Here is a 24081-nt window from a genome sequence, read left to right as displayed (position 1 = left end):
GCGATGGGGCCTTTGTCGTGAAACCGACGATTCAACCTGGCATCGCTGCCGCGCTGGCCGCCGCTGTCCTGTTCGGCGCCGGCACACCCATGGCCAAACCACTGCTGGCCGAGACCGGGCCTTGGCTGCTCGCCGGCTTGCTCTACCTGGGCTCCGGCCTGGGCTTGTGGGCGGTGCGGGTACTTCGGCGCGCGCCAGCCGTGCGCCTGGCTGCTGCGGAGCGTGGCTGGCTGTTGGGTGCCATCCTGGCCGGGGGCGTGGTCGGGCCGGTCTTGCTGATGCTGGGTCTGTCCCGGCTGCCCGCTACCCATGTGTCCTTGTTGCTGAACGCAGAGGGCGTGATGACGGCGCTGCTCGCCTGGTTTGCCTTCAAGGAAAACTTCGACCGCCAGATCGCGCTGGGCATGCTGGCCATCGTGGCAGGCAGCGCCGTGCTTTCCTGGCCAGGAAGGCAAGGCGCCATGCAGAGCAGCGAAGCCTGGTGGCCGGCGCTTGCCGTGCTGGGTGCCTGCCTGGCCTGGGGTGTGGACAACAACCTGACCCGCAAGGTCTCGCTGAATGACGCCAGCTTTATCGCCATGAGCAAGGGGTTGGCAGCCGGCGCCACCAACCTGGCGCTGGCCCTGTGGCTCGGGGCGGCCTGGCCGGCGACGGGGACGGTGCTGGCAGCCGGCCTGCTGGGGTTTGCCAGCTACGGCGCCAGCCTGGTCCTGTTCGTGATCGGCCTGCGGCATCTGGGCACGGCCCGCACCGGGGCCTACTTCTCGGCAGCGCCTTTCGTCGGGGCGCTGCTCTCCATCGTGTGGCTGGGTGAGCCCATCACCTGGCCCTTGCTGCTGGCAGGCCTGCTGATGGCTGTCGGCGTCGCTCTGCACCTGACCGAACGGCATGCGCATGAGCATCAGCACGAATTGCAAGAGCATGAGCACGAGCATGTCCATGGAGCGGGTGACCCGCATCATGACCATGAGCATGTGCCGCCTGTCCCGGCCGGCACGCGCCATTCACACCCGCACCGGCATGAGCCCCTGACGCACAGTCACGCGCACTATCCGGACGCTCACCACCGCCATGCGCATTGAAAAAAGGAGCGCACCATGGGCCGGCTGCGAGCCGCTACCCGGGCCGTGCTTGCTCTTGCCCTGTCCGGATGGATGATGAGCTCCGCTGTCGCTGCCGACAAAGTCGCCGAGCACTGGATGCCGCTGCAGCGCTTCATCGGTGAATAAAGCGGCACTGCTGCCAGTTCATCGCTGACGACGAGTTTATCTAGACCTTTGAACTGGCGCCACCGGGCCAGGCGTTCCAGGTCTACAGCCGCAAGCGCATGAAGCGCGTATTGGCGAAGTAGGTCCAGCCACCTCCAGCGCGCGCGCTCGAAACGATTGCCGTCAACTCCCGCAGCTTGCGCAGCCCCGTGCCATCTGCACGGGGGGGCACTTGACGGAGCCAAAGGAGCAGAACACGCAACAGTCGCCGGGCTTGGGGCGAAGTACGGTCTTGCAGTGCATGCATTCGTAAAAGAACTGACACGCATCGGTGGGCATGAACTCCTGCCTTGTGTGCCCGCAGTGGGGGCAGGTCAGCACGGAGTCCAAGACGGGGGCCACAGCCGTCATTTGCGCACCGTCGACGGATAGCCCGCGTCGGTCGTTGCCTTGGTGAGCGCTGCCGCTGAAGTTTTGTCCGCGTCAAAGGCGACCGTTGCCGTCTTCTTTTCGAAGTCGATGCTCGTCCGGCTGACACCGGGCATCTGGTCGAGCGCCTTCTTGACCGTGATCGGGCACATGCTGCACGTCATGTTCTGGATGTTCAGCGTCACCGACTGAGGCTTCTCGGCCTGTGCGGCCACTGCCGCGAGTGAAAGAACAAGGCTGGCAATAATTTTTTGCATGGGATGAATCCTTCAGAGCAGGTAAGGCGCCACCCAAGGCACCGACAAGAGCGCCAGCAAGCTCAGCGCCGTGAACCAAAACAACAGCCGCTGCCGCCTGAGCACGGCGGGCGTCGCACATGTCGAACCGGGCTCGCAGCTTCGCGGTCGCAAGTAGAGGCGCTGAAACGCCAGACCAAGGAACAAGATGGTGGCGCCAGTCAGCCAGGGCCTGAGGGGCTCAAATTCGGTCAGCCGGGCAATCCACGTACCGCTGATGCCAAGGGCAAGCAACACCAGCGGGCCAACACAGCACGCCGAGGCACCGATGGCTGCCAATGTTCCGGCAACAAGTGAGCCCTTGATCTTGACTGTCGACATAGGCTGGCGCGCTCCGCGATGCTTCGATGGAAGACAGTCTAAAGTCCGTACCATGGTACGGAGTCAAGGGGGCGAATGAGCGAGCTGTCAATTGGGCGGCTGGCCGCCGAGGCCGGTGTGAACGTCGAAACGATTCGCTATTACCAGCGCCGCGGTCTCATGAGCGAACCGACACGGCCGGCTGGTGGCCAGCGGGCCTATCCGGCCAGCGCAGTCGGCCGCGTCAGGTTCATCAAGCGGGCGCAAGCCTTGGGTTTCAGCCTGGAGGAGATCGGTGCTCTCCTGAGGCTTGACGCCGCTCATGCCTGCGGTGACACGCGCGAGCTGGCGCAACACAAGCTCAAGATCATCGAAAGCAAGCTGGCCGATCTGAAGGCCATGCGCAGGGCTCTGACTTCATTGCTGCATCAGTGCGACTCAGGATCGAAGACGGGATACTGCCCGATCATCCAGGCGCTGACGAAAGATTGACCTGGCACAACCAGGCTCGACGTTCGGACGCTATGCTTCGACCCATGCTCGGCACCAGACGTCTTCGTCGCTGGATCTCCGGCGGCCTGCTGATGGCGATGCTGTTCATGCAGCTCGCCACGGCGGCCTACGCCTGTCCGCAGTTGCAGAGGGCGCTGCAGGACGGCCAGATGATGGCGGCCATGCCAGGCTGCGAAGGCATGCCTGCGCAGATGGACGACGACCAACCGCAGCTCTGCAAGGCGCATTGCGACAGGGATGCGCAGGGCACGGCCTCGGCGGTTGTGCCTGACCTGCAGCCCAACCCCGCCGCCGTCACGCTGCTGATGGGCATCATCGAACCGGTGCCGCCGCTGCTTCCGGCCGGTGTCGCGGCCGGTCTCGCGGCCGGGCTGCGACGCCCCCCAGGGGCGCCGCCTCTCTACCTCGCATTGCTCGTCCTGCGGAATTGAGCTGAACGACCGCGTCCACGCTTCCTGCGTGAGGCGCTTCCGTTCCAGCTTCCCTTCCGAGGACTGCCATGTCATCTCCTGCTTTGCGCATGGCGCGCCGCCTGCGCCCCTTGCTGCTCCTGGCTACCAGCCTCCAGCTGGCAGCCCCAGCCTTTGCCCTGAACTATGCCGAGGCTCTGAGCCTAGCCGAGCGTCAGAACCCCGCGCTGCGCGCGCAACAGTCGTCCGTGGACAGCGCCATCGCCGCCCAAGGCGCGGCAGGCGCGTTGCCCGATCCCCGGCTCACCGTGGGCGTCGAGAACCTGCCAACCGGCGGCATGGACCGCTGGAGCCTGACGCGCGACTTCATGACGATGCAGCGCATCGGCCTGATGCAGGAAGTGCCCAACCGCGCCAAGCGAGATGCTCGCGTCGATGTCGGCCTGGCACGCGCCGAGCGCGAGCGGGCGATGCTGGTGGTGCAGCGCCTGCAACTGCGACTTGCGCTTGGCACGGCCTGGATCGGTGTGCAGGCTGCTGAACGCAGGCGTACCGTCCTCGACGAGTTGCTGGCTGAAAACCAGCGCTTGCAGCAGACGCTGCCCGCGCGCATTGCCGACGGCAGCGCGTCCGCCACCGACCTGTTGATGGCGAGGCAGGAAGCATTGACCTTGGCCGACCGCGCGGATGAACTGAAGCGCGACGCCGACAAGGCGCGCGCGGCCTTGCGCCGCCTGGTTGGGCCGCAGGGTGACGAGCCACTGGATGGTGATGTACCCGCGCCCACCCTGCAGCCCGAGGCCTTGCGCGCACGCCTCCACCAGCATGCTGAACTGGCCCCCTATCCGGCGATGCAAGCCATGGCAAGGGCGGAGTTGCGCGAGGCTCAATCGGAGTCTCGTGGCGACTGGGCCTGGGAAGTGGCCTACAGCCGCCGCGGACGCCAGTGGGGCGACATGGTGTCGTTCCAGCTCAGCTTTGACCTGCCCTGGCAGAAGGACCGTCGCCAGCAGCCGGCGATTGCGGCCAAGTTGCGCGATGCCGAACGGATCGACGCCGAGCGCGAGGAGGCCGAGCGCCGGCACCGCCAGGAACTGGACGAAGAGCTGGCGGACCTGCAGGCGCTCGATCGTCAGATCGCTCGCATCGAGTCGGACGGGCTGCGGCTGGCGCAAGACCGGCTGGCCCTGAGCATGAGCGGCTACCAGTCGGGCAAGTCCGACCTGGGGGCCGTTCTTGCGGCGCGCTCGCAGCTGCTGGAGCAGCGCATGCGCCTGATCGAACTGCAGACACAGCGCAGCCTGCTGCAAGTCCGCCTGAATTCGTTGAGCGAGGAGTAAGCCATGAGAACAAGACAAGTGATGGTCGCGCTGATCCTGGTGGCCTCCGGCGCAGGGCTGGGGTGGACGATTGCGCGCTGGACACCGGTGCCCGATGTTGCTCCCGATGGCTCCGCGCCATCCGAACGCAAGGTGCTGTATTGGTATGACCCCATGGTGCCGACGCAGAAGTTCGACAAGCCCGGCAAGTCGCCCTTCATGGACATGCAGTTGCAGCCCAGGTACGCCGACGAGGCCGGAGGGGACGCACCTGGAGTGACCGTGAGCGCCGAGGCCGTCCAATCGCTGGGCGTGCGCACAGCCAAGGTCGAGCAGCGCCAGTTGAGCAGCCATGTCGAAGCCGTGGGTACCGTGCAGCTCAATGAGCGCGAGGTGAGCGTCGTGCAGGCGCGCTCCAGCGGTTTTGTCGAGAAAGTCTATGCGCGGGCTCCCGGCGACGTGATTGCCTCCGGCGCGCCCCTGGTCGACCTGCTGCTGCCCGACTGGGTGGCGGCGCAACGCGAGTACCTGTCGGTCCGGGCACTCGGAGATGCAGCGCTGGCCGATGCTGCCCGGCAGCGGCTGACGCTGCTGGGCATGGCGGAAGATGTGATCGCGGCGGTGGAACGCAGCGGCCAGGTTCAGGCGCGGCACACCGTTGTTGTGCCGCAGGGTGGTTTGATCGCTGAACTGATGGTGCGGCAAGGCATGACGGTGTCGGCCGGCATGAGCCTGGCGCGACTGAACGGACTGTCGACGGTCTGGTTCGACGTGGCCGTGCCAGAGGCGCAGGCGGGATCGGTCCGCGTGGGTCAGACGGCCGAACTGCGTCTGGCGGCATTCGGTGCCGAAATCCTGAAAGCACGGGTCGTCAGTGTCTTGCCCGAGGCCAACCCGGACACCCGCACCCTGAAGGTCAGGCTGGAACTGCCCAACCCCCGGCAGCGCCTGAAAGCCGGCATGTCCGGTCAGGCCAGTCTGCTGGGTGCCAGCCGCATGCAAATGGTCGTGCCCAGCGAGGCGGTGATCCGCACCGGCAAGCGCGCGCTGGTCTATGTGGTCGATGCTCCCGGGCGATTCCGGCCTGTCGAGGTTCAGGTGGAGCGCGAAATCGACGACTGGCTAGTGCTTCGCAGCGGGCTTGATGTCGGGCAGGAAGTCGTTGCATCGGCGCAGTTCCTGATCGATTCGGAAGCCAGCATGCGAGGCGTGACGCCGGCAGCCGCGGCAGTTCTGCCTGAAGCTCCGGGCGCATCGAGCGCAGCGCAGCATCAAGGTCCGGTCGAGGTCTATAGCGCAAGGGGATCCATCACCGAAATTGGCGACCAGCAATTGATGCTCTCGCACGAGCCAATTGCTGCACTACGCTGGCCGGCCATGACGATGGGATTCAAACTCGACAAGCCGACCTTGGCAGCCGGGTTGAAGACCGGTCAACTCGTGCAGTTCGGCTTCTCCAAGCGAGATGGTGACTATGTGATCGTTTCCATCCAACGGGTCGCAGTCGGCACAGCCGCGTCAGGAGGAAAGCCATGATCGCGCGCCTGATCCGCTGGTCGGTGGGCAACCGATTCCTCGTGCTGCTGGCCACGGCCATGTTGCTGGCCTGGGGCATCTGGGCCGTGCGCAGCACGCCGATCGACGCCTTGCCCGACCTCTCCGACGTGCAGGTCATCATCCGCACCAGCTATCCCGGCCAGGCGCCGCAGATCGTCGAGAACCAGGTCACCTATCCGCTGACGACGACGATGCTGTCCGTGCCCGGGGCCAAGACGGTGCGCGGTTTCTCGTTCTTCGGCGACTCCTTCGTCTACGTGCTCTTCGAGGACGGCACGGACCTGTACTGGGCCCGCTCCCGCGTGCTGGAGTACCTGAACCAGGTGCAGGGGCGGCTGCCGGCCACGGCCAGGTCCGCGCTCGGGCCTGACGCCACCGGGGTCGGCTGGATCTTCCAGTACGCACTGGTTGATCGTACGGGCAAGACCGACCTGGCCCAGTTGCGCTCGCTGCAGGACTGGTTCCTGAAATTCGAGCTGAAGAGCCTGCCGAATGTGGCCGAAGTGGCCAGCATTGGCGGCATGGTCAAGCAGTACCAGGTCGTCCTCGATCCGACGAAGCTGGCCGCTTTCGGCATCACACAGGCCCAGGTACGCGAGGCGCTGGTCGCGGGCAACCAGGAGGCCGGCGGCTCCGTGCTGGAGCTGGCCGGTGCCGAGTACATGGTGCGAGCAAGCGGCTATCTGAAGACTCTGGATGACTTCCGCGCTGTCACGCTAACCGCTCGGGGCGGCGTGCCGATTCGGCTCGGCGACGTGGCCACCGTCCAGGTCGGGCCGGAGATGCGCCGCGGCATCGCCGAGCTGGACGGTGAGGGCGAGGTGGCCGGCGGCGTGGTCATCCTGCGTTCGGGCAAGAACGCGCAGGAGACCATCGCAGCGGTGAAGAAGAAGCTCACCGAGCTGCAGGCCAGCCTGCCCAAGGGGGTCGAGATCGTCACCACCTACGACCGCAGCGCTCTGATCGAGCGGGCGATCGACAACCTGACCTACAAGCTCGGCGAAGAGTTCATCGTCGTGGCCCTGGTCTGCGCGGTGTTCCTCTGGCACCTGCGCTCGGCCCTGGTGGCCATCATCTCGCTGCCGCTGGGCGTGCTGGCGGCCTTCATCGTGATGCGCTACCAAGGCATCAACGCCAACATGATGTCGCTGGGCGGCATTGCCATCGCCATCGGCGCGATGGTCGATGCCGCCGTCGTGATGATCGAGAACGCCCACAAGAAGCTGGAGGCCTGGCAGCATGCCCACCCCGGCCAAGAGCTGGTGGGGCCTGAGCGCTGGCGCGTCATCACCGAGGCCGCCGAAGAAGTCGGCCCGGCCTTGTTCTTCTCGCTGCTCATCATCACCTTGTCCTTCATCCCGGTCTTCACGCTGGAAGCGCAGGAAGGGCGGCTTTTCGGGCCGCTGGCCTTCACCAAGACCTATTCGATGGCAGCAGCAGCGGGACTCTCGGTCACACTGATTCCGGTGCTGATGGGCTACTGGATACGTGGCCGCATCCCTGACGAACAGAAGAACCCGATCACGAGAGCACTCATTGCCGTCTATCGCCCGGCGCTCGAATGGGTGCTTCGATGGCCCAAGGCAACGCTGGCACTGGCCGCGGCCGTTCTCCTGACAACGGCATGGCCCCTGATGCATCTGGGCGGCGAGTTCCTGCCCAGCATCGACGAAGGCGACCTGCTGTACATGCCCTCGGCGCTGCCGGGACTGTCGGCTCAGCGAGCGTCCGAGCTGCTGCAGATCAGCAACCGGATGATTCGCACGGTGCCCGAAGTGGAGCGCGTGTTCGGCAAGGCCGGCCGCGCGGAGACGGCCACGGATCCCGCACCGCTTGAGATGTTCGAGACCACGATCAAGCTGAAGGCCCGCGCGCAGTGGCGCCCCGGAATGACGCCTGAGAAACTGGTCGAGGAACTGGACCGGGCGGTGCGCATCCCGGGGCTGGCCAACATCTGGATTCCGCCGATACGCAACCGGGTCGACATGCTGGCCACCGGCATCAAGAGTCCGATCGGGGTCAAAGTCTCCGGCACCGACCTGGCTGCCATCGACCGCATCGCCACTGCCATCGAGCAGGTCTCCAAGACCGTGCCGGGCGTGTCTTCCGCCCTGGCCGAGCGCTTGACCGGTGGCCGCTACATCGACGTGCGCATCGACCGCGCCGCAGCAGGGCGCTACGGCCTCAGCGTGGCCGATGTGCAGGCCATCGTGTCGGGCGCCGTCGGTGGCGAGAACATCGGCGAGACGGTCGAGGGTCTGGCCAGGTACCCGATCAATCTGCGCTACCCGCGCGAATGGCGCGACTCGCCGGAACGCCTTGCCACGCTGCCCATCCTGACGCCGATGGGGCAACAGATCACGCTCGGCACGGTGGCGCAGGTCAATCTGACGGACGGGCCGCCAATGCTCAAGAGCGAGAACGCACGGCCCTCGGGATGGGTCTATGTCGACGTGCGCGGCCGCGACCTCGCCGCGGTGGCCAAGGATCTGCGCGCTGCCGTGGCGCAGTCGGTGCGGCTGGAACCCGGCGTCAGCGTTGCGTACTCCGGTCAGTTCGAGTATCTCGAGCGCGCCAATGCCCGGCTGAAAGTGGTCGTACCGGCCACCTTGCTCATCATTTTCGTGCTGCTCTACCTGACCTTCCAGCGCCTGGACGAGGCTGTCCTCATCATGGCGACCTTGCCCTTCGCGCTGACCGGAGGCATCTGGTTCCTCTACGCGATGGGGATGAACCTGTCGATCGCCACCGGCGTGGGCTTCATTGCCCTGGCCGGTGTCTCGGCCGAGTTCGGCGTCGTGATGCTGATCTACCTGCGCCACGCGCTCGAGGCGCGGCTAGCGGCCGGCCGGCCTATGACGCGCGAGCTGCTGCTGGAGGCCATACGCGACGGTGCGGTCCTGCGCGTGCGCCCCAAGGCCATGACGGTGGCCGTCATCCTCGCCGGCCTGGTGCCCATCGTCTGGGGGAGTGGCACGGGCATCGAAGTGATGAGCCGGATTGCGGCGCCGATGCTCGGCGGCATGGTCAGCGCGCCGTTGTTGTCCTTGTTCCTGATTCCGGCGGTGTTCTTGTTGAGGCGTGGTGCAAAGCACCGGGTCAGGATCAGTCCTTTGGCGGGTTGACAGCAAAGCCGATGCCCGAGGCGCGGGTTTGTCAATCGCTTCGGACCGGACGGTAGTGGCGAATCTCGGCGACTCAGGGGCGAGCCTGATCGAGAGCCATTGAAGGGGCGATATTCGCCTCGTCTTCACGCGTTCTTCACGACGCCCTCACGCCGCAACGCCCCTTTCTACTGTTCCGTGGTCGCGAGGCCAGGGCAGTCATCCCGCCGCTGCATAGCTGCGCATGGCGGTGCCGCGCCGTTCATGGAAGCAATGCAGGCTGTGCAGTTGACGCCGTGTTGAGTTCTGGATGGAAGAGTTGCATGAGTGGACCAGTAGTTCAAATTGGCAGCCCGATCAACGCTGGCGTTCGCTTGCGTGGTCGCGCTGCAGGCCCAGCTCAAAGCGCTGCGCGTATTGGGTAGCAAGGCATTTTCTAGCCTTCCAAGGACATGCCCTAAGCCGTCCCAGCGGGTGCGGATAGGCAGATGTTGTCCGGTTACGGGCGCCCGATCTTGTTCTGAATGGATCAGCACCGCTGCGCGGTGGAGGTGCCGTCGCTGAGGCGGCGGCGTGCTGCGCTTCGCCGGGGGTTTGAGCGCTGTCCTTGCTCGCCTTCGCGGTGGCGGAGTTCTGTCGATCTGCTCCGGAGCCGTCCTTGTCCCGACCGGTAGCGCAGCGGCGTGCCGGCGGCAACCGTGCGGCTGCGCCCGAGCTCCTCACCCGGTCCCTTCGTTTGGCTTCGCCGCACTGCGGGCTGCGGCCTGCGGGCCCGCCATTGCCTTTGGCACGCCTCTGCGCTCAAGACCCGTTCGAGACGGCTCCAGTGAGCAGATTTCCCCACCACCAACGCAGAAAGGCGTGCCATGAGCAAGACAGCAACCCCAACGAACCGCAGCAGCAACAGCCTGGAGGCGGACGTTCCCTCCGCACCTCCCGAGACTCACCGGCGAGCAGGCATTGCCCTGCGGGCGGGGGAGCAGGAGGCCGTATTGGCCTATCTGCCGCTGCGCGGCCTGCGCATCGATGAGCGCAATGTGCGAAAGGATTCGCCGACCGAGGCGGAGATCGAGGAACTGGCCGACTTGATTGCCGCCCAGGGCCTGCTGCAAAACCTGACCGTGCTGGCGTACGACAGTGCCCGGCGGGGCAAGGGCAAGGACAAACACCGTATCTACACGCATGGGGTGATCGCGGGCGGGCGGCGGCTGCGGGCCTTGCACCTCCTGGTCAAGCGCGGGCACATCACCCTGGATGAGCAAGTGCTGTGCGCCGTGGTGCCGGCCGACCGGGCCATCGCGGTCAGCATGGCCGAGAACCAGGGCCAGAAGCCGATGAGCATTGCTGACACGGTGCAGGCCTTCGCGGACATGGTGACCGCCGGCGCCGGTATCGATGACATTGCCCTGTGCTTCGGACTCACGCCGCTGACCGTCAAGCGGCGCTTGAAGCTCGCCACCGTGACTCCCAAGCTGTTTGCACTGTTCCGTGCGGGCGACGTGACCATGGATCAATTGATGGCGCTGTCGCTGGCAGACACCCATGAGAAACAGGAGAGCGTCTGGGAATGCCTGCCGGTCTTCAACCGCAGTCCCGCCGCGCTGCGGCAGGTGATCTTGGGCGAGGGCGTGCGTGGCCATCTGGTGCGCTTTGTCGGCATCCAGGCCTACGAGGCGGCCGGTGGACATGTGGTCCGCGATCTGTTCGCCGACGAGGAGGGCAGCGCAGCCCATATTGGCGACCCCGAGCTGATGCAGCGCATGGCGCTGGACAAGCTGAAGACCCAAGCGGCCGAACTGTGCGAGAAGGACGGCTGGCCCTGGGTTGATGTGGCTTTCGACTATGACCACACGGTTCGGCAGCGATACCAGAAGGCGCCGACGAGCCGGCGCGAGCCTTCCGCCGAGCAGGCCCACGCGCTCGATGAGCTGCAGCGCGCTCAGGACGAGATTGATCAGCAGGTCGAAGCCTTGTACGACAAGGACGACGATGCAGAAGACCAAAGCGACCAAAGTGAGGAAGGGGCGCAGATCGAGGCATTGGAAGCGCAGTCCGAGGCTTTGCAGGCCCGGATCAACGACATCGAGTCGTCGCTGGCCTGTTGCGCCCCCGAGGTCGCTGCGATGGCTGGCGCGTTGCTGTCGCTGAGCCATGCGGGTGAACCGGTGCTGACCCGCCATCTGATCCGCCAGGAGGACCATCGCAAGGCACGCGATGCTGCCGCGCGGGCGGTGGGCGGGCCGGTCGACGTCCATGCCGGCTCACGGGCCGGTGAGCACGCAGAGGACAGCGAAACTGCCAAGGGCTGCGGCCTCTCCGAAATGCTGCGCAGGCAGTTGACGGCCCACAAGACGGAGGCGTTGCAGGTCGCGCTGGTGCGCAAGCCCGGTGTGGCGCTGGCTGCGCTGGCGCACGCGATGGCGACCCCCTTGCTCTACGACGGCGCTGCTTCACGCTACGAGTCCCCGACAGCGCTCGGCGTCAGCGTGCAGAGCTGCAATTGGTCGCTGGCGCAGATCGAGCCGACGTTGGTGAATGACCTGGCGCATCAGCAGTTGACCGAGCTGGTGCAGGCATGGCGCAACAAGGTGCCGTCCGAGCCCTCGGGGCTGCTGTCCTACCTGCTGGAGCAGCCGGTGGGCGAACTGGTCGAGCTGCTGACGCTGTGCGCGGCACTCACCGCCAGTGCATTGCACGGCTCGCCGCAGGCAAAGCCGGCACAGACGCTCGCTGCGGCGGTCGAGCTGGACATGGCTGATTGGTGGGTGGTGAGCGGCGAGAGCTATCTCGGCCGCGTGCCGAAGTCGCTGATCGCCGAGGCGCTGACGGAAGCCGGCGAGGGGGCAGCCGCTGCGACGCTGGCAAAGCTCAAGAAGGGCGAGGCGGTCAGCAAGGCCGAAGCCTTGCTGTCGGGCAAGCGCTGGCTGCCGGCTGCGCTTCGGCTGCAAGCCTGAGTACGCCGGGGCGGGGACGGACCCGCCCCGGCAGCACGTTGTTTTCGTCTCCTGCGGAGCCTAAGGTGCAGCGGCCCTTTCCCGTGCCCGTGTCCGCGGGCCTATTCCCTCGCGCTGCGCGCGACGGGCCCGCTTGGCGAACAGGCCGGCCCTGATGAGCTGCGCTGCGCGCCTTGCCGGCCAGATCGCCACCCCGGTCACCCGCCATGCCCGGAGCCGGGCCGCTGTGAAGTGCTCGCAGCGGCTCGACCGTCGCGCCAGTCGCTCGCCTGCGGCTCCCTTGGTGTCACGCCGGCCGCAGGGCCGCCGCTGCTCAAGTCGCTGAAGGCGACTTCGCGGCAACCGCTGCGCCAGGCGAGCTGGCACATCGGCCGCGTTGCTGCGTCGCCCGTGTGGGGCTGCCTGTGCGCCGGTCGCCCCACCGCGCTCCCCCCACGGCGCCCCCATCCGCAGGTGAGGGGGACTTGTGGGGGGATCTCAATACGGTGGGCCGGGAAACCGGCTCGCTGCTTCGGCAGCGGAAGAACCCCACCCATCCCCCACCCCTTCCCGTGAGGGAAGGGGCCATGCCCACCCCCCGCCCGCCCGTGGGCGGGAGCGAGGAGTCCAAGCGAGAGGATCAGTTTGCAGGGCCTTCAGCACGAAGCCCGGCTGGGCTCTCATGCAAGGAGATCATCATGGCCAACGTTCAAATCATCCAGCGCAACGCCCATCTGGCGGGCCCGGTTCGCATCGAGTTCGTCCCCGGTCGGGAAGGCAAGATCGCCAAGGGCACGGTGACCGCCATCAGCAACACCGTGCGCGGCTCCGGCGATGCGCGCGAGCAGAAGGCGACCGCCATCCAATGGACGCTGTGGGGCACCCAGGCCGAGAACGCCGCAGAGTATCTGCAGCGGGGTTCGCACGTGAACATCGTCGGCCGGCTGCAGAACAACAACTACGAGAAGGACGGCGCCACGGTCTATGGCTGGGCCTTCACCATCGAGGAGCTGGACTATCTGGACAGCCGCGCCGAGTCCGATGCCCGTCGTACGGCGGAACGCCCCTCCGAAGACCGCCACTCTGAACGCCCTGCATCCGAGGGCAGCACCCGCAAGACCGGCAGTGGCACGCGTCGCCCGGCCCGCGAGCCCGCAAAGTCCGAGGCCTGAGCGAACAGGGCGGGCATCGGCAACGGTGCGCGTCCTTTTGCCTTCTCTTCTCAGTCCATCGACACGCATCCCAACCGACCTCAACGTTTGAAGGAATCCATCATGTACGCCACCACCCCAACCCTGGCCACCCGTTTCTCGCGCGGTGCCCGCGTCCTGCGCGGCGATCAGCCGCTGTGTGAAGATCAGATGCGCGCTGCCGCCCCGTCGATCTTTGCGCAAGGAAAGCACGTGAGCCGCTCAGAGCGCTACACCTATATCCCAACCATCGAGGTGCTGCGCGGCCTGCGCAAGGAGGGCTTCGAGCCTTTCATGGTTGCGCAGGGCTCCAGCCGCATCGAAGGCAAGGCCGAGTTCACGAAACACCTGATCCGCATGCGCCATGCGGGCCAAGTCCAGACCAAGCCCGAGGCCAACGAGATCATTCTCATCAACAGCCACGACGGTGCCAGCTCCTACCAGATGCTGGCGGGTATGTTCCGCTTCGTCTGCTGTAACGGTCTTGTCGTTGGCGACGTGGTCGAGGACATCCGCATCCCGCACAAGGGCAACATCCAGGGCGAGGTCATCGAGGGCGCTTTCCGGGTGCTGGACGAGTTCGAGGAAGTCGAGGAACACAGCGATGCGATGAAGTCATTGCAGCTCGGGCAGCGCGAAGAGCTTGCGTTTGCTCAGGCCGCACTGGCACTGCGCTTCGGCGAGCGGCTGAGCGAAACGACGGGTGAGCAACTGCAGGCGCCGGTGACGGCCGAGCAACTGACCCAGCCACGCCGTGCCGAGGATACTGGCCGCAGCCTGTGGACGACGTTCCAGCGGGTGCAGGAGAACGTCATGCGAGGCGGGCAGACTGGGCGCAATGCGCAGGGCAAGCGCATCCAGACCCGGCCGGTCGGGAGCATTGATCGCGGCGTCAGCCTCAATCGCGGCTTGTGGATGCTGGCCGAGGAAATGCGCAAGCTGAAGGCTTGATGCAGCTGCGGCACGCTGGATTCGGCTCCGGATCCAGCGTGTCGCTGGGTCCTGATGGCCTGGCATCAAGCCTGTCCGCCCATCCACAGAACCAGAGACTGGGAGACGCGGAGACGTTGGGGGCACATTGCTGAGCTGGCGAGCGAAACGTACGCCGGCCCAGGCGCCGCGCGGGCGCGGCGGCGGCTGAACGCCTGCCCGCCGTGCTCGCGCCGCCACCGAGCCGGTGTTGCCTTCGCACCCGACTCGTGTGTCGTCTGCGCCGTGCTTCCTCAACTTGAGGGTGTCTTCATCCGCTGCATGCCGCACTGACTACCGGGTCAGTGCAAGGGTTGCCAGCGCCCAGGTCAGGATCGACGATCCTGCCGCTGTGGCGGCACAAGCCCACCACAGCGTGCGGCCACTGCCGGCGCGGTTGCCGTTGTTCGCAGCGCAGGCTTGGGCCGACTGAATGAGGCTTCGCAGTGCTGGGTTCAGCTCCGCGTGGAGCAATGCGCGCGCGAAGGCCGCCATCGACCGGGATTCGGCTTCGGCCGCGCTGCGCACAAGTTCAGTCGTTCGGCGTGCTATGTGTTTGACGACCTGCTCCTGGGTAAGCGCGGCGAGCGTGGTCATGCGGGCCTCCATCGAGGCCGCTTGAGCTTCGAGCTTTGTGCTTGCCAGAGTGATTGCACCTGCGGTCGAAGCCAAGGCCGGCCCAAGCTTCTCGATACGGTCTAGCAATGCCGCCATATCGCCGAGCACCTCGACGATCAGGGCTTCGCGAGCCATGCCAGGATCTTTCATGAGGCGTTCACTGCAAGTTCGTCACCCGGTTCGACAAGTTCCGCCAGACCGAGGGCTGCAAAGCATGCGTCCAGCAGAGGGATCGCGCCAATCGCCAATCTTCGTGCGGCCAGTTTGCGCGCCAACTGGAGCTTGTCGATGGAGTCCGTGGCTTTCACGATCAAGGCCTTGTAGTCGGTGTTGTCCTCGGCCAGCTTGAAGATATCGACCTTCTGTCCTGGTGACTGCCTATAGATCTCATTGAATGGCAGCCTGCAATCCAGACTCATAGGTGCGATCTGATGTTCCCGCAGAAATGCCAAGAGTGGGAAGAAGACCGCCTCCACCTCATCGCCGTGTTCGATCATGTTGAACACGATCTTCATCCGCCTTGCCGGCACGCCAAGTCCTGCAAGGTCAACTAGTGTGGCGATGGTGTCCTGCTGCTGCTTGATTGGCGCCACGGTCGGAATGACGAAGGCATCGAAGTCCTCGTGGCTGCCGCGGTAGCGGTGCATCAAGGCCAGCAGGTCCTCGACGTTGCTGGCGCCGATGTCGACGACGGCGTTGTCGATCGTTTGCAAGTACTCCTGCAGCTCGCCGAACTGCCGGCCCCGAATCACCTGAGCGTCCTCGTTGCCCGCGTTCAGGCTTTCGACAGACAGCAGCTCAGCGCCAGGAATTCGCGGCAGCAGCAGATGACGCGCGATGGTGGACTTACCGACGTTCCCAGAGAAATTGATGACCGCGATTTTCATCATCTACCCCTTTCGACGAAAGAACGGATTGGTGATTTGCATGTTCACAAAGGCCTCCGCGAGATCCTTGCCTGAACACTGGGCAAGGGCGGGTGGGGCTGCATCGACCGGCGATGCGGCTTGTGGCGGAGGGCGAACGGTCGCAGATGCAAGCGTTTGTTGGCCGGCAAGGTAACTTTGGGATGGAAGGCGCACTGCCTGCGGCGCGGCCACCGCCCGCGCGTCAACACGCTTCGCCTCTCGCCATACCGTGCAGATGCTCACCTGTACCCCCGCGTCGGCGAGGGCCTGTCGAATCGCGTCCAGCGTGTAGCCCAGCAGCCGCAAGCGCGCGATATCAGCTGCATATTTGCGCGCCTTGCGTGTGACGCGGCCGGGTGAGGTGGCGGGGATCAGATGCGTCATGGTGACGGGTGGTCAAAGCCAGGGATTTGGTCGGGTATGGGTCGTCGTTGATCGGCTTCTGGTCGGATGTTTTTCAGTTATTTTCAGGATTTTCAGTCTCGTTCTGCTCTCATTTCAGTTCGGTCGGAAGAGGCTCTTCTGCCGGGCTTCATCGGCAGATCTTCAGCCTGTTTTGGCCGCCGGCGATGCTGAAATTGAACTCAAATCCATCGCCGGATCTGCGTGGATTTGAGCCAATACTTGGATCATGGGTGAGTGCAGAGATAGGCGGCGTGCCGCTGATTTCACAAACGCTTCGCCGGCCTTCTTTGATCGGCTCATGGACTCTTCAACACACGACTTCGTCACTGTCGACATGCGCGGCTTGAAAGCCCTGCTGGTGGCGCATGCGAAGGCAAAACGGGTGACCGTGTCCGTTGTGGTCCGAGACGCCGTCGCGGCTGTGCTTGGGCGTGCCTACCCTGAAGTCGTTCCGCCACTGGTGGGCGCCGACGCTCCGAGCGATCAAGCGGCATGGGTCAAGCTCTCCGTGAGGGTCAGGTGCGAAGAGTCGCGGCGCATCGACGCCGGTGCCAAGGCCGCCGGCTTGTCGCGCGGCGCGTATCTGGTGGGGTTGGCAGACGGCGTGCCCGTACTCAATGAGGGTGGGGTGCGCCGTGAGCTCATCGCAGCGCTGGTGTCGTCCTGCGCGGAGCTTTCAACCTTGAATCGGAACGTTCACCGGCTTGTGGCGCTGCTGCGCGTCGGCAATGTCCAGCAGGCGCAGGGATATCGAGCCATGCTCGACACCCTTGCGGGCGATGTGGGCCGCCACTTGACGGTCGCCGCAACCGGCCTGGCCAAACTGAACATCTTCGGCCGAGCACGCTCCCCGAAGTCGCAGGCGTCACAACCGCGGAGCGAGCCATGGCACAAGGCGTGAACATCGACGGCGTTCTGATCACCTGGGGGGATCGGCTCTTCTATCCGGGCAATCGGATGGTCAGACCCAGTCCGACGCCGAAGCTGAGCGCTGCGGGAGTGCGGCAGTGCGCGGCAACCATTCGTGATCGCATCGCCGCCACGGTGGTTCGTCAGGCACCGCAGGTCATGGTGAAGGTGACTGGCGGTGGGCGAGGTATGGGCGCGATCACGGCTCACTTCCGCTACATCAGCAAGAACGGCCGACTTGAGATCGAAGATGACCGTGGCGAGGCTCTTCAAGGGCGGCATGCCGTGTGCGATCTTGCTGAAGACTGGCGCTTCGGGGGGAGCCTGATACCTGAGGACGCCGATGCTGGCTCGCGGCGCGAGGCACTCAACATCATGCTGTCGATGCCGCGCGGCACGGATGCACTGGTGGTCCAGCGTGCTGCTCGAGCGTTTGCGCAGGCCGAGCTTGCCGACCACAAGTACGTGATGGTGCTGCACGACCACCAGGCGAACCCGCATGTGCACATCAGCGTTCGGGCTGAAGCACGGGATGGGAAGCGGCTCAATCCGAGGAAGGCTGACCTTCAGCGATGGCGTGAGACGTTTGCACAGAGGCTGCGAGAGCAGGGCGTCGACGCAGAGGCGACCCGACAGTTTGCGCGCGGTAGGAATCGCAACTACGACGCACTGTGGCGGAGGAAGGCCCGTGAGGAAGGACGCCTTCGCTTCGAGCAGCCGAGCGCCAGGACCGGGGTGGGGGCGCAGGCCTCGAGGGCACAAGCAATCGAGGCTTGGAAACGCCTTGGGCGAGCCCTGGCGTCATCTGCAGATCCAGCTGATCTCCGTCTGGCGAGCGCCGTGGCGAGGTTTGTCCAAGAGGCGTTCGCAGCACCTGGGCGGGTTGAACTGCAGCAAGGGGCTGGCGGACTTCAGGTCGATCGAGCGTGGGAGAAGGAACGTTCTCGCTGATGGAGCGAGGGTGTCTGAGTTGACATCAGCGACACCTAGATCGTCGAGGCATCCAGGGATGCTGAGGACGGTGCAGCGCGAAGCTTCAAGCTGGGGCGCTGCGACTGTGGGGTTGTCTGATTTCATCGCGCGGACCCGCAGCGCGTGCTCTCATCCAAGCCTACCTGTTGGTTCACGGCTGGCAGTTGGTGGACTGACAATGGGTAAGCGCTTCGCTGCCGCAGAGGAGCACCTGGAAGCACCGAACATCTCGAGTGCCGGTCATATATGCTGGAGTTGTTGGGCTCGTGCGCAAACACGATTGACGCCAAACGCAGACGCCGAGTACTACACCTGACCAACACCCAATGTACGTCACCGACCTCACACACTTTCTTGACAAGACTGGCGTGATCGGCCCTGTCAAAGGTCCAGCGCGCGCCATTGCGCAATTCAATGTTGACGTGGTCGCGTATGCCTCAGACGTGAGGCCGATGGTCTCGCCGGCGCCGAGATGCTTCAAGTGCAAGAAGCGTGCGATCGAAGCAGTCCGGGCCAACGACGACGCCATAGTGTGGCGTTGCCCGATGTGCCACACCGAGGGGCGCATTTCGAACTGGCAGGGCAGCTTCTGGGACCTGCGCGACCGCCCGCCGGTCCCCGGCTAACCCGAACGGCGGATGCGATGGGGCTGTCGTCGATGCGCCGAGTCGCTTTGTCGCCCGAGGTGGCTCCTGGTCGTCCGATGAACTCCTCCTGCGGTACATCGAGGCTGCCGCACTGGGGCAAGTGTCATGTCCGCGAGTTCGGATGGTTCGATGAGCCCCGTTGCCTGAGCGAAAGCGGTCTGGCCTGCTGAGTGGGCTGCTGAGCTTCACACCTGCACGTCGGCGACTCGCCCTCGACCGATTCGACCTCAAACGACAGCTTCCCGGTGTGGCTGCGGACTCACGCTGCCGGCCAGAAACGGACCGTCGGGAGCGACTGGTTACCGGCACGCTGGAAAAGCGCTGCCGACGCATGCGCTGCATCGAGGCCAATCAGTGTTTTGGGCTGCAGTCTGCAGCGCGGCATTGTCGGCGCGGGGCGGATGGCCTAGGTCACTATGGCTTGCAGCATCGTCATTCGGGTCCGGCGTGGAGGCGCCGCGAAAGTGGCTGCCTCGACGCGGTTCGGCGCCAAGCTCCAACGGCCTCAGGCACGTTTTGGCGCCAACTCCGCGGTCGACGCGGCCAACATCGTGTAGGCGTCGCTGGTGGCACTGCGGCAGGCTGGTCGTCAGTAGCAAGAGACCGATTCGCACCGGTTCTTACAGGTCGAGTCCAGCAGCGTTGTTAGGACCCGGTCCATAGGACAGCTGGCCAAGCAGGTCGCCTTCTGCGCCTCGCACAGTTGCCGCGCTTCACGACGTGGCCGGTCGCGTTCCCACTGCGCCACGCGTTCGCGCTCTTCGGCCGACTCCCGAGAACGGGCGACGGCCAGTCGCTTTTGAGCCTCGGCGATCAGCTTCTGTGTGTCGGGACCGGCCAGCTTGTCGATGAATGACTGCCACGCCGCGGCACTGTCGGAGCTGCGCGCTTTGTCGAATTCGGTCTTCTGTACTGCAGCCAACTTGGCTCGGGCCGCCACGACCTCAGGCCACGTAGCGTGCTTCTGGATCCGATCAACTAGTTCCTGGCTGCTCGTGACCAGGTCGAACAGGCGCTTGCGGGCTGCGGGGACGTCCGGACTGTTGGGGTAGTTGGCAACGAATCGCTCCAGGCTTTGGATGGAGTTTCTCGACAACTCAAGAATTCGCGCACGGGCTAGCGGCGCCTCCGGACTGTTTGGATACTCGGCGATGAAGGCGTCCAGCTCCGGAATCGAAGCCCTGGCACTCGCGAATCGACTCGCTCGCAGCGCAGCGTTCTCGACCAGACTCCACTCCGCCTTCAACTGCGGTACGGCGAAGGTCACGATCGGTGCGATCTTCCCGCTCTCCAAGTCCATCTTCAGTGCCTGCGCCTGGTTGAGAGGCGCCGGCACGGTCACTTCCTGCTGCCAGGATGTCTTGCTGCTGGTCAGCACGGCATTGAAGACCTGACGATCAGCGTCGTAGCGAATCTGGGTCAGGACTGGGCTGCCCAGGTAGTCCGGCAACGCCTGCTGCCAGGCCTTGGCCATCAAAAGTTGCCGGGTCGAGGGCTCAGCGAGCCGGGCCTTTACTCGGGCTTCGGCTTGAGTGCGCTGGGCCTGGGCGGTCTGGTAGCGCTGGGTGTTGGCTGAAAAGCTGTCTTCGGCGGCTTTCAGGCTGGCGGCCCGACGGGCTTCGTACTGGGCCGTGGTCTCGAATTCGCCCTTGGGTGCCACGGTCGGGGAAGAAAAAACGGGAGCCAGTGGCAAGAGGGCGGACGACAAGGCACTCGCCAACTCCTGGGCTTCCAGCGCGGCGTATCGGGCCGTGACCAACTTCAGGATCAGATGATTATCGACGTCCGCGCGCTTGCTCGCCTGCTTGTCGATCTTCGATACCCACTGCACTAAATAATGGCCAGTGCCGACCTCTTGCTGATACTTGATCCAGTCCGGGATGATTTCTGAAACGGCGGCGTCGTCCACCATCAACTTGCTCCGCACTAAGCGCACGAAGTAGGGCCTGTGATCAGCAGCGTAGGCATTCATCTTGCCACCATCGGCGAAGTCGATGACTAAACTGGACGACGTTCTGAACAGGCTTGCATTCCCCTCCTTGAGGATGTTGGGGAAGTAAGTTACATCGATTGTCGGCTTGTCATGCGAGTAGCAGATGAAGCCATCGCCCCTAAGTATTCGCTTTGTATCGTCGCGGCATTGCACCAAGCTTTCCAGGTCGCCAATTGTCGGCAGCCTCCAGTCGGCATGACCCTGCCAGCCGCCAGCATTGAACCGATCGGGCAGGCTGCGCGCCTGCTGAAGACTGAACAGGTTGAAGCTACTGGATTCACGGACACAGGCCGACCCGTCCCATGTCTGGCCCACTGCACAACGCATCCAAACTAGCCCAGTCGAGGCATCCCAGATCAGAGCGCCGTCTTTGACGGGGACGAAGGGCCCAGTCTGCTGTTTCGGACTGTATTGGGTCTGGGCCCCGACTCCAGCACTGCAGGCCAGTCCCAGGACCAGCAACCCGGCCCAGACCCGGCATAGGGCCGCTGTCACAACGCCACGTCCACTCATGCTTCGCTTACCCCCTTGACGCGAAACATGATAGCGAGCCATCTGGCCCGGACTGCCAGAGAGTTTTCCAGAGCAGTACAGGCGCTTGGATCGTAGTAAACACATCCGACAGCGTGGACAGTCAAAGGCTGGGCTTGGCGGTGATGCAAAACAAGTCGGAGTGGTTTGCAGAATTGGGTTCGTGAGGATCTTTTCGGTCATCTGCTGCTTCGGCAACGTAGCGATGATCTTCGCGCGCAGCCGCAGTTCGGTCAGTGCTCCGGGTAATCGTCGAACAGGCGCTAGAGAAGTTGGGATGTTGAAATGGATGCGAAGCCCTGTCGAGAGCGTGTGCCTGGCCGAACTGCTCGACGTCTCGCTTGCGGGATAGGGTCCCGAGGCTGTGAGGCCGTACGGTCTCAGGTCAGGCGCTGGGCTTATGTCGCCCTAACGGCCGCCGATTGATATGCGCCCTCCGCCGAGGGATTGCCTTCGCGTGTGTCGTTTCGCTCTGACCGGCAGCTTCGGAGCACCGAATTGAAGGCTGGGGATGGCGCCAATGGGTGGAAGTAGCCGTTCATGTCCTGGCGAGGCCTGCCTCGCCTGGCACTATCCACCCGCAGTCGGCAGCGAAAATCAAAGGGGCTGGTGTTCCTCGGTCCGTCAAAGCGAGACTCGCAAGCCTTGCATCCGAACGAAGGTCGTAGCGGAGCAGCTTCAAGAATGCGCGCTGGTTCCGCACCGATGCTTCAACGAGCCGCTGCTCAGCCATCGTCTCAACCGGCAGCCATTGCGCTGTGGCAGTCATCAGGCTCAGTTCAGCGATATGTGGCAGGCCGGCGGCACTGATTGTCAGCGTCGCGATCATGAGCATGCGGATGCTGTCTGATGCACTCCAGAGCTCCAGTTCCTGTTCGAAGCGCTGTGCCAGCTGGCGGTAGAGCGAATCGTCCATGGCGAGTCCGACTTCTGGCACATGCTTGATGACGGCCTTGTGGCCTTGTCTGGCCGGAACGATCTCCTTGACCTCGGCGATCAGCAAGAGCAGCCGCTGATGACCACCGCTTGGCCCGCCGAAACAGGTCCAGATGTCCCTTCGACGCTCGATGATCGCGTCGCGCTGGTTTACATGAAATGGCTCCGGCACATAGAGCCTGGTCGTAAGCGATTCACCGCAGGTGACCACCTGTTCGGCGGCCTGCCGCAACTGCCGGCGCACGGTGCCCCAGGATCGCCGACCTTCGAAGCCAGGGTGCCAGCGTGTCAGCTCTGCCTGGTCCCAGAGGTAATGCAGCAGCCCGCGCAGCGAGAGCTTGGTGACTGTGCTCGAAGCAGTGCTGGCTAATGAGTTGGGCTTGGACGGGGCGGCTCGTCCCGGGCGCTTGGACAGTGAGAAGCCGAGCCTCAACGTCGTGATGCCGGTGTTCGGATCCTCTTTGATCGCGCTGCCCATCAGGTGCCGTAGGCCGGAGAGCTCGGTCGGCGGCTCGAAGGAGGCGCAATCCGGTGCATGTCGGCATCCCGTCTCGGGCATCCGTTTGACGATGTAGCCACCACCGAGCCGGGCGACATACATCTCAATGCCATCAGGACAACAGAGGCATCGGGGCCTTCGCCGCCTGCTGTAGGCCTGCGCGATCGCTTCTGCGAAACCTGGTGAGGAAGGTGCGAGCGGCATGCCTTCGATGTCCAAGGTGGACACGCGCTGGCCGCATTCCAGGGTGCTGGCATTCATGGTGGCGCTCAGCGGCTGCGGGACAGGGCTGCTCTGTCTTGCGCGCGGTTCAAGTCAGGTGCGGGCGGGGTGATCGGCAATTGCCGTTGGGCGGTGCGGTCGTAGACCTTGATCTTCGGCAGCGCGGTGCTGCGGGACCGTTGCGTCAGCTGCTCCGACGCGGCAGTCAGAACCGCCTGGCGCTTGGCCTCCGGCACTTTCTTCGCGATCAGCACCGCGTCGATGGCGGCGATCATGGCCTTGCGGCCACCGCCTCGGACCGACGACTTCTCATTTGCAGTCGTGGCGTTGGCAGTGCCGGCATCGCGCGCCGGCTCTATGCGGTTGGTCTGCCTGGCCTCGCGCTCGCGCTTGAGCACCTCCATATCGGCGAGGTTTGGCTCGTAGCCGACAGCTTTCACGCCGCGCAGCGTCGACTCCAGCCAGACCATGCGCCGAAAGTCCTCGGCGCCGGAAACTCGCAGGCCCTTCCAGTCACGAGCCTGCGCCAGGTCCACCATCGAGCGAGCCACTGATGGGCTGTTCGTGTCGGTAGCCAGCCGGAAGGTCGATTCGGTGAACGCGACCCGGGAACTGTCACCGCGGAAACGGTACTCCGTGCTCCCAATCTTCATATCGCCGACCATCACCGGTGCGCGTTTGATCACGTAACGTTCCGACAGTGAGCTTTCAATGCGAGCGACCATGGCGGCGCGCTCGGCTTTCGCGTCGATCCTCGCTACGACCTTGGCTGTGGCCATGGCCATCGCCTTGTCCAGCGGACTGCGCTGGGCGGCGGCGGAGCCGGTCATCGGGTTCGCGGAGGCGTCTGGCACATCGTCCCGCGTGGTCATCGGTTCCGAAGGCCGCTGGGTCAGGGCGGGCAGCGGTTCGCCGCGCTGCCAGTCGCCGTTGACCTTCTGGATCTGCGTGCGCGCACCTTTCGCATCGATGGCGGTGAAGCGGCTCGCTCCCATCTGTTCCGCCTTGGCGGTCATCTCGTCGAACGTCTTCGCACGGTAGGTGACGTCAAAGAACGGATCGCGAAACTCGAAGTGCTCACCGCGCTCTGGGTGCGGTGTCTGGAAGCGCTCCTTGGCAATGGCAGCGCGGTTGGCTGGCTCGACGCTGCCGCCGCGAATCGGCGCGGAGCGATGGTGCAAGGAATGGTCTTCGTCCATGATGTCGCCTCTCA

23 protein-coding genes are annotated in these 24081 nt (G+C 64.7%); 13 read left to right on the top strand and 10 right to left on the bottom strand.

Features of this window, described 5'->3' with window-relative positions:
* The first annotated feature begins 17 nt into the window (after window positions 1-17).
* A complete protein-coding gene (locus V3596_RS02180) occupies window positions 18-1082 on the top strand; it encodes a DMT family transporter (RefSeq protein WP_334275950.1) in 1065 nt (354 codons plus the stop codon).
* Between the two features lie 15 nt (window positions 1083-1097).
* On the top strand, window positions 1098-1229 hold the full coding sequence (locus V3596_RS02175; RefSeq protein ID WP_334275949.1) for a hypothetical protein: 132 nt from the start codon (window positions 1098-1100) through the stop codon (window positions 1227-1229).
* 162 nt (window positions 1230-1391) lie between these two features.
* Here the strand turns inward: V3596_RS02175 and V3596_RS02170 are convergent, their stop codons facing one another.
* The 3 genes from V3596_RS02170 to V3596_RS02160 are packed head-to-tail and all read right to left on the bottom strand — an operon-like array spanning window position 1392 to window position 2254.
* A complete protein-coding gene (locus V3596_RS02170; protein ID WP_334275948.1) occupies window positions 1392-1619 on the bottom strand; it encodes a GDCCVxC domain-containing (seleno)protein in 228 nt (75 codons plus the stop codon).
* Window positions 1616-1894: a mercury resistance system periplasmic binding protein MerP gene (merP, locus tag V3596_RS02165; RefSeq protein ID WP_334275947.1), complete on the bottom strand. Its 279-nt coding sequence runs from the start codon at window positions 1892-1894 to the stop codon at window positions 1616-1618. The genes V3596_RS02170 and merP overlap by 4 nt, the downstream gene beginning before the upstream one ends.
* Window positions 1895-1906: 12 nt before the next feature.
* Complete coding sequence (locus tag V3596_RS02160) at window positions 1907-2254, bottom strand: mercuric transporter MerT family protein (RefSeq protein WP_334275945.1); 348 nt, start codon at window positions 2252-2254, stop codon at window positions 1907-1909.
* Window positions 2255-2329: 75 nt separating this feature from the next.
* On the opposite strand from V3596_RS02160, the gene merR reads away from it, so the two are divergent.
* From merR to V3596_RS02120, 8 genes are all read left to right on the top strand, one after another.
* Window positions 2330-2725 (top strand): Hg(II)-responsive transcriptional regulator, encoded by a 396-nt coding sequence (merR, locus tag V3596_RS02155; RefSeq protein ID WP_334275944.1) that lies wholly within the window; start codon window positions 2330-2332, stop codon window positions 2723-2725.
* 44 nt (window positions 2726-2769) lie between these two features.
* Window positions 2770-3177 carry a hypothetical protein gene (locus V3596_RS02150; RefSeq protein WP_334275943.1) on the top strand — a complete coding sequence of 136 codons (408 nt, stop codon included), beginning with the start codon at window positions 2770-2772 and terminating at the stop codon, window positions 3175-3177.
* A 68-nt stretch (window positions 3178-3245) separates the two neighbouring features.
* On the top strand, window positions 3246-4496 hold the full coding sequence (locus V3596_RS02145; protein WP_334275942.1) for a TolC family protein: 1251 nt from the start codon (window positions 3246-3248) through the stop codon (window positions 4494-4496).
* A gap of 3 nt (window positions 4497-4499) precedes the next feature.
* Entirely contained in the window at window positions 4500-6011 is a 1512-nt protein-coding gene (locus tag V3596_RS02140; protein ID WP_334275941.1) for an efflux RND transporter periplasmic adaptor subunit, read from the top strand.
* Window positions 6008-9157 carry an efflux RND transporter permease subunit gene (locus tag V3596_RS02135; RefSeq protein ID WP_334275940.1) on the top strand — a complete coding sequence of 1050 codons (3150 nt, stop codon included), beginning with the start codon at window positions 6008-6010 and terminating at the stop codon, window positions 9155-9157. The genes V3596_RS02140 and V3596_RS02135 overlap by 4 nt, the downstream gene beginning before the upstream one ends.
* Window positions 9158-10002: 845 nt before the next feature.
* Window positions 10003-12090 (top strand): ParB/RepB/Spo0J family partition protein, encoded by a 2088-nt coding sequence (locus V3596_RS02130; protein ID WP_334275939.1) that lies wholly within the window; start codon window positions 10003-10005, stop codon window positions 12088-12090.
* Window positions 12091-12767: 677 nt separating this feature from the next.
* Window positions 12768-13241 (top strand): single-stranded DNA-binding protein, encoded by a 474-nt coding sequence (locus tag V3596_RS02125; RefSeq protein ID WP_334275938.1) that lies wholly within the window; start codon window positions 12768-12770, stop codon window positions 13239-13241.
* A 102-nt stretch (window positions 13242-13343) separates the two neighbouring features.
* The gene (locus V3596_RS02120) at window positions 13344-14210 is read left to right on the top strand and encodes a DUF932 domain-containing protein (RefSeq protein WP_334275937.1); all 867 of its coding nucleotides are present in this window, start codon (window positions 13344-13346) and stop codon (window positions 14208-14210) included.
* 312 nt (window positions 14211-14522) lie between these two features.
* On the opposite strand, the gene V3596_RS02115 is transcribed toward V3596_RS02120, so the two are convergent.
* The 4 genes from V3596_RS02115 to V3596_RS02100 all read right to left on the bottom strand — a co-directional run bounded on the left by V3596_RS02115 (window position 14523) and on the right by V3596_RS02100 (window position 16459).
* Entirely contained in the window at window positions 14523-14996 is a 474-nt protein-coding gene (locus V3596_RS02115; protein ID WP_334275936.1) for a hypothetical protein, read from the bottom strand.
* Window positions 14993-15733, bottom strand: a complete 741-nt coding sequence (gene stbB / locus V3596_RS02110; RefSeq protein ID WP_334275935.1) for a StbB family protein — start codon at window positions 15731-15733, stop codon at window positions 14993-14995. Before stbB ends, V3596_RS02115 begins: the two co-directional genes overlap by 4 nt.
* 3 nt (window positions 15734-15736) lie before the next feature.
* Entirely contained in the window at window positions 15737-16138 is a 402-nt protein-coding gene (locus V3596_RS02105) for a hypothetical protein (protein WP_334275934.1), read from the bottom strand.
* 162 nt (window positions 16139-16300) lie between these two features.
* A complete protein-coding gene (locus tag V3596_RS02100; RefSeq protein ID WP_334275933.1) occupies window positions 16301-16459 on the bottom strand; it encodes a hypothetical protein in 159 nt (52 codons plus the stop codon).
* Here V3596_RS02100 and V3596_RS02095 point away from each other — a divergent pair.
* The 3 genes from V3596_RS02095 to V3596_RS02085 all read left to right on the top strand — a co-directional run bounded on the left by V3596_RS02095 (window position 16458) and on the right by V3596_RS02085 (window position 18666).
* Complete coding sequence (locus V3596_RS02095; RefSeq protein WP_334275932.1) at window positions 16458-17060, top strand: hypothetical protein; 603 nt, start codon at window positions 16458-16460, stop codon at window positions 17058-17060. The two genes, V3596_RS02100 and V3596_RS02095, sit on opposite strands and share 2 nt — an antisense overlap.
* On the top strand, window positions 17045-18019 hold the full coding sequence (locus V3596_RS02090) for a relaxase/mobilization nuclease domain-containing protein (RefSeq protein ID WP_334275931.1): 975 nt from the start codon (window positions 17045-17047) through the stop codon (window positions 18017-18019). Before V3596_RS02095 ends, V3596_RS02090 begins: the two co-directional genes overlap by 16 nt.
* Window positions 18020-18366: 347 nt before the next feature.
* A complete protein-coding gene (locus tag V3596_RS02085; RefSeq protein ID WP_334275930.1) occupies window positions 18367-18666 on the top strand; it encodes a hypothetical protein in 300 nt (99 codons plus the stop codon).
* Between the two features lie 610 nt (window positions 18667-19276).
* On the opposite strand, the gene V3596_RS02080 is transcribed toward V3596_RS02085, so the two are convergent.
* From V3596_RS02080 to V3596_RS02070, 3 genes are all read right to left on the bottom strand, one after another.
* A complete protein-coding gene (locus V3596_RS02080) occupies window positions 19277-21193 on the bottom strand; it encodes an Lcl domain-containing protein (protein ID WP_334275929.1) in 1917 nt (638 codons plus the stop codon).
* Window positions 21194-21749: 556 nt separating this feature from the next.
* A complete protein-coding gene (locus V3596_RS02075; RefSeq protein WP_334275928.1) occupies window positions 21750-22907 on the bottom strand; it encodes a DUF1173 family protein in 1158 nt (385 codons plus the stop codon).
* Window positions 22908-22915: 8 nt separating this feature from the next.
* Window positions 22916-24067: an LPD7 domain-containing protein gene (locus tag V3596_RS02070; RefSeq protein WP_334275927.1), complete on the bottom strand. Its 1152-nt coding sequence runs from the start codon at window positions 24065-24067 to the stop codon at window positions 22916-22918.
* Between the last annotated feature and the right edge of the window lie 14 nt (window positions 24068-24081).

Origin of the sequence: Roseateles microcysteis, assembly GCF_036880965.1 — a bacterium.
GTDB lineage: Bacteria > Pseudomonadota > Gammaproteobacteria > Burkholderiales > Burkholderiaceae_C > JAUASW01.
Note: the sequence above shows the minus strand (reverse complement) of the source record. Positions and strands in the feature narration are given on the sequence as shown.